Below are 6,000 nucleotides of genomic sequence, written 5' to 3'. Positions count from 1 at the left end.
GCCGGCCAACTACGGCCGCTCGACCGCGCTCTCAGCCGGACATTCGAACGTCGGTTTCGCCTTGGTAACGGACCTTCTCCCCGACGCGCATACCCGTGCGTCCTCGGCCTTACCGGCCAGACAACGGGCGTTGAGAGCGAATGGTCAACGACCACGAGCGGACGGTCTGTTAGCAGGATCCGCTGGCCCAGCATCAAGCCTGATCGGCCGCACGCCGCGCTGGCAAATATCGCCACGTCGTCCTCGACACCTCGATCCCGCGCCATCTATCTGATGGTCTTTGCTCGATCGTGATATCAAGAATCAGTCGCAGCAAGCGTGATCGCGACAAATTGCCGCGTGCACATGCGTGTTGCTGCCATGACGCTTCCGCCGGCGCCCAGCCGTGCTGCGGGCCGAATGCCAACGCTCCACTTGCCGCGCTGCGGCGCGAGCGTCAGCCGCTGCGAAGGCACTCCGGATACCTTCCCTGAAAGAGCGCATCGGGCGTCGCCATGTTGAACACCCGCGCTTCGTCGCGCGTCCATTCAGGCGTCGCACGAACATTGCGCGGCCGTAGCGAACTCACGCGAAGCACCTATGCAACGGCCTGGAACGCACGAGCGGCAAGGCAACGCCTCGCTATATATGCTGATATATTGCGATTGCAGTGAATCGCGCGAAGATCTCTTTTCAACTCGATATCAAACCGCCATTACCCTTTCAACTCACATGATGTCGATTTCGTAAATCGATCTGGCAGGCCGCGACGGCCATCCGACGAACGCATTACTCAAGTGCCCTGAACTCCCATCAGCGGCACCGACGGTGCTCGTCTGGCGGAATGGCCGAAGTACGACGCCCGCGGCATTTAAGCGGGAATATCACGCGCCAGTCGATTTCGAAGTATGAAAGACGTTATTCCTGTTTATGAAATTCAATTGCCTGTTTCTAGCCTCTCTCACGCTGTTTTCCAGGGTCGTGCCCGTCTACGCGCAGCAGGCCCCCACGACGCCGGTCGCACCGATACAGTTGCCCGCGGTGACGGTCACCGCGCCGGAGCTCGGCGGCTATGCGGCAACGCCCGTCTACGGCACGACGCACGCCTATTTCGGCCCGCTCGGCAACCAGTCTATTAAGGACACGCCGTTTTCCATGACGGTGATTCCCGAAGACATGATGGTCAATGCGGGGGTCACAGGGGTGAACCAGGCGCTCCGCTACCTGCCGTCGGTCGAGGTTCGCGACCAGCAGGGCGATGAGGTGTCGCGTCCGCAGTCGCGCGGTTTCCAGGGCGGCATCTTTCAGAATACGCGGCTCGACGGGATGAACATCATCGGCACGACCGCGATACCCACTGAAAACTTGTCCGGAATCGAGGTGCTCAATGGCCTCGGGAGTTCGCTGTACGGTCCGGAAACGGCTGCCGGCGTATTCAACTACATCCTGAAGCGCCCGACCGACACGCCGCTCTATCGTTTCACTGAAAGCTACGATTCGAAAGGCTTGTGGACCGAGGCGGCTGACATTAGCGGCCGGGTCGGACCGGACGGAATCAGCCCGGACGGCGCGATCGGCTACCGTTTCAACCTCGTGCACGGCGAGGGCGAAGACTATACGACGGACAGCAACGTGAACCGCACGCTGATCTCCGGTGACTTCGATTTTCACATCGATCCGAAGACCGTCGTCGAACTGGACCTGAGCCACTACGAGACCGACACCACCGGCCTGCCCGGCGGCATCATCTATGGTTCCAAGGGCACGAGCACCATGCTGCCGGCCGCGGTCAACCCGGACACGCCCGGCTTGGGCCAACCCTTCGCCGGCTCAGACCTCACAACCGACACTGCGGCGTTGAAGCTCAAGCACCAGTTTAACGACAACTGGAGCGGCGAAGTGGGCGGGCTCTATCAGAACGCCATTCGCGGTCTCTATGGCATTGAGGATGAGATGACCAACAATACCGGGGAGTACACTGCCGTCCAAAACTGGTCCGCGGTTCCGCACTTCACGATCGCCAGCTGGACGGCCTCCCTAAACGGTCATTTCAATGTTCTCGGCATGAAGAATGACCTCTCGATCGGCGCTAATGGTTTCTCAGCTGGAGAGGATTCCTATCGGAACCCGAATGCCTTCCTGGTGACACTTGGTACGTCAAATCTGGCGAATCCCACTGTATTCGGAGCGCCGGCCACCCCGAACGCGGGCGGGGAATACGAGTCCGCTACCATCTCGCAGGATTCGCTGATCGTCGGCGATACGCTGCACTTCAACAGCAAGTGGGCGTTGCAGGGCGTGCTCTCGGCATCGTTCATCAACGCGAAGAGCTTCGGTACGACTGGCCAGACGACAAATTCGGATGAGGACAACGGAGCATTAAGCCCGACCGTCTCGCTGATCTACAAGCCTACGTCGGCCGTGACCACGTACGCGACCTTCTCCAACAGCGTCGAGGAAGGCGATCAGGCGCCGGCGGGCACCGCGAACGTAAACCAGTTCATGGCGCCGTATCATGACCGCGAGTACGAGGCTGGCGTGAAATACGCGCCGACCGACTCGTTGCTCGTCACCGCCGACGGCTTCGACATGACGCGACCGCTCGCGGAGACCAATGCAACGGCGAACGTCTTCGGGGTGGTCGGCACGCAGCGCAACATCGGCGCAGAATTGTTCGTGCAGGGCGAAATACTGCCGTCGCTCAGTGTGCTCGGCGGCCTCACCTATGTCGACGCGCAACTGATCGATTCCGCCAGCTCGTCGGGGAACGGCGGGCGCGTCGTCGGTGTGCCCGCGTTCAAGGGCGACCTTGCGCTCGACTACCATCCAGGTTTCGCGGAAGGTTTTGCGTTCACAGGTGCCGTGCACTACGAGAGCAGTCGGGCGGCGAGCGACACGAACCTCTCGTACGCGCCGTCCTACGTGACGCTCGACCTCGGCGTGCGCTACTCCACCGCGCTCCTGTTCAGGCATCACGTGACTGCGCGGCTGCAGCTGCTCAACGTGACGAACCGCTACTACTATGTGTCGATCGCGGATGGCAATGACGTCGGCGTCGCGGGGTCGAACACGGCGTTTCTCGGGGCGCCCCGAACACTCATGGGCAGCGTGGAACTGGATTTTTGACGGAACTGGCAATCACACAAACATCGTCGGCGGGACGGAAGCGCCAACAGCCCGCCCAGGTTGTCGGCGCTTCCGTCCCGCGGTTTTGAGCAATCGAAGGGACAAGCAATGCAGATTCGGTTCGAACGTTGGATGATAGTTGGTGCACGCATGCAGGCGTGCGCGGCCACGCTGCTGGTGGGCATGCCGGCTATCGCGCGCGCCGCAGCCGCTACGCCCGTGGCTGCTGCTCCGGCAGCGCTTGCCGGTAGCCTGCTGCCCACGGATTTCTCGCTGAGCTCAATGGTCAGCAATTCGGACATTGTCGTGCAGGTGGTTCTGGCCGGGCTGATGGTCGCGTCGATCGTCACCTGGACGATCCTGCTCGCAAAGGGATTCAGCTTTCTGGTAGCGCAGCGGTGCGTGAAACAGGCGGTGGCCGATGCGGAGAATGAACGGACGCTGGCCAGTCTGCAGACGCGGCTGACGGGTGAAACGACCGACCACGTCCTGCTTGCAATGGTCACCGCTGCGGCCAGGGAAATGCAACTTTCGGCCGGGCAGGATGCGGGCGGCATCAACGAGCGGGTCGCGTCGCGGCTGCATCGGCTCGAAGCATCAGCGGGGCGAAAAATGGCGCGGGGCATCGGACCGCTAGCAACGATCGGGGCGACGGCGCCGTTCGTCGGGCTGTTCGGCACCGTGTGGGGCATCATGAACAGCTTCATCAGTATTTCCCAGGCGCACGCTACCAACCTTGCCGTGGTGGCGCCTGGTATTGCGGAAGCGCTTTTGGCTACAGCCACTGGCCTGGTGGTGGCGATCCCCTCTGTGGTGATCTACAACGTCTTTGCTCGCGGCATCGGCGGTTATCGAGCGACGCTGGCGGACTTGTCGGCGGCGATGCTGCGACTGGTGTCGCGCGAACTGGACCAGCGGCATGGCATAAGCGCGGTGGTCGAATAAGATGGCGATAAATCTCGAAGGCGACCAAAGTGACGATCTTGCCGAAACGCACGAGATAAATGTCACACCGTTCATCGACGTGATGCTGGTGCTGTTAATCATTTTCATGGTTGCTGCTCCGCTGGCGACGGTGGATATCCCCGTGAACTTGCCGAGCGCATCGGCACAAGCGCTGCCTGCGCCAGACAAACCGATTTTCCTGACATTGAAGGGCGACCGTACGCTCACGCTCGGCGATGCCCCGGTGACGCTGGGCAATTTACGGGCGGCACTGGATACAGCAAGCGGCGGTGACAGGAGCAAGCGCGTGTTCGTGCGCGGCGATAAGGTTGTGCCGTATGAGGCGGTGATGCAGACACTGGATGCGTTGCGCAGCGCTGGCTATCTTGAGGTTGCACTGGTCGGCCTGGCGGCCCCGACCAAACCATGAGCGCAACGTCGCTGCAAACGTCAGGCGGCGGTGTTCGGCGCAGCGGCTTCTGGCTGCGCTGGACGATCAGCCTGGGGCTGGTGCTTGTGGTGGAGGGCAGTGCCATATTGCTACTGTACCGCCCGGTGCAAGCCACCCACCCTGCGCAACCACAGGTGATCATGATGGATCTCGGGGCGCAGCCAGGGCCACCTCCTGCTCCTGCTCCTGCTCCGCGCGTCCCCCCGGCGCCCATGGCACAGCCGCGACGGTTGGCGTCCAAGGCGCCTGCAGCACAGCGACCGGCTATCCCGGACGTTCCGCCGTCGGTATCGCGGCCCGAGTTACCTCTACCCCACCCTCCGCAGAGCCCTCCGGCCGCTATCGCACAGCCTGTGCGGCCAGTACCTCAAACCTCGCCTTCCGCTCCGCCAACCGGGCAGGTCTTGATGACATGGCAGGGCCGGCTCATCGCACATCTGGCCCGTTACCAGCGGTTTCCTGCGCAAGCGCAGCGTCGCGGCGAGCAGGGCGACGTGATGATGAATGTCACGCTAAGCCGCACCGGCCAGGTGCTGTCGATGGCAATCGCAACCACCTCCGGTCACGCAGACCTGGATGCGGAAGCGCAGGCGTGGATCACGCGTGCCGAACCACTGCCGGCCTTTCCACCCGAGATCACTGTTCAGCAGATGGAACTGCTGATCCCGCTGCGCTTCACCTTGCAGTAATGCAGGCTAGTCGGTCCTGCTCTCGCTCGTTGACCCCCGGAGTGCCGATGACGACAACCACGCCCGGTTAGGATAGACTGCCCGCGGGAAGGCCGACGAACCTTGATTTCAGATTTCCTGTAAGGGGGAGGTGCCCAATGAACGACGACGTGCTCAACCTGAGCATTCGCACGCTGTTAAAGACGGTTGGCATCCATGCGCAGCGCGCGATTGAACAGGCCGTTACCAAGGCCCTTGCCGACGGCACCATTGCCGGCACGGAATCATTTCCAGCGAAAATAACGTTGGACGTTGCTGGGCTTAAGTTGAACGTTGAGTTTTCTGGGGAAGTCAAGCTTCAGTAACTTCGGCTGACACCTTGCGGACGCACCCGCGACAATGAAGTTTTGCTTAACCGGCCGGCACAAGTCGGCCACCTCTCCTTCGTGGTTTTGAGTCAGCCTCGATACCTCAATAGGACGCGCCATCAACGATGACTGCTTCACAGTCCGTCGAACTCCACGCTAAGCTAGTGCATATGCAATATCAATGGCCACTCCCGCCGGATACTCATAGAGGTCTCGATGGGAAAACCATAAGAGGCTGACGCGAGCTAATTGAGGGCGTCGCCCTTGCGTCAATTCCGGAAGCCGACTTTCGTAAGGTTGACCAAACGTGTCGCTCGAATGACTGTTCTGGCCGACGGGACGACGGCCACCGATACAGACCAAGCGGCCGTACACTTGAAAGCTGCCGTTGAGCTCACGTCGGGCCGAAGGGCCGAAGTGGGTCGTCAAGAGCTCTTCACTTTCACAGAATGATGCTTAAGCG

5 protein-coding genes are annotated in these 6,000 nt (G+C 61.3%); all 5 read left to right on the top strand.

Annotated features, from left to right (window positions below; genetic code table 11):
* The first annotated feature begins 909 nt into the window (after nt 1-909).
* The 5 genes from P0D89_RS33475 to P0D89_RS33455 all read left to right on the top strand — a co-directional run bounded on the left by P0D89_RS33475 (nt 910) and on the right by P0D89_RS33455 (nt 5,534).
* Nucleotides 910-3,105 carry a TonB-dependent receptor gene (locus P0D89_RS33475; protein ID WP_408377759.1) on the top strand — a complete coding sequence of 732 codons (2,196 nt, stop codon included), beginning with the start codon at nt 910-912 and terminating at the stop codon, nt 3,103-3,105.
* Between the two features lie 183 nt (nt 3,106-3,288).
* Nucleotides 3,289-4,050, top strand: a complete 762-nt coding sequence (gene exbB / locus P0D89_RS33470; RefSeq protein ID WP_408364744.1) for a tonB-system energizer ExbB — start codon at nt 3,289-3,291, stop codon at nt 4,048-4,050.
* Between the two features lies 1 nt (nt 4,051).
* Nucleotides 4,052-4,480, top strand: coding sequence for a TonB system transport protein ExbD (gene exbD / locus P0D89_RS33465; RefSeq protein WP_408364742.1), 429 nt, complete (start codon nt 4,052-4,054; stop codon nt 4,478-4,480).
* Nucleotides 4,481-4,908: 428 nt separating this feature from the next.
* Complete coding sequence (locus tag P0D89_RS33460) at nt 4,909-5,190, top strand: energy transducer TonB family protein (protein WP_408364740.1); 282 nt, start codon at nt 4,909-4,911, stop codon at nt 5,188-5,190.
* Between the two features lie 137 nt (nt 5,191-5,327).
* Nucleotides 5,328-5,534, top strand: coding sequence for a DUF6494 family protein (locus P0D89_RS33455; protein ID WP_408364738.1), 207 nt, complete (start codon nt 5,328-5,330; stop codon nt 5,532-5,534).
* Nucleotides 5,535-6,000: the final 466 nt, after the last annotated feature.

The organism is Paraburkholderia sp. RL18-085-BIA-A, assembly GCF_046027075.1.
Taxonomy (GTDB): domain Bacteria; phylum Pseudomonadota; class Gammaproteobacteria; order Burkholderiales; family Burkholderiaceae; genus Paraburkholderia.
This window is presented reverse-complemented; position numbering and strand designations above follow the sequence as displayed.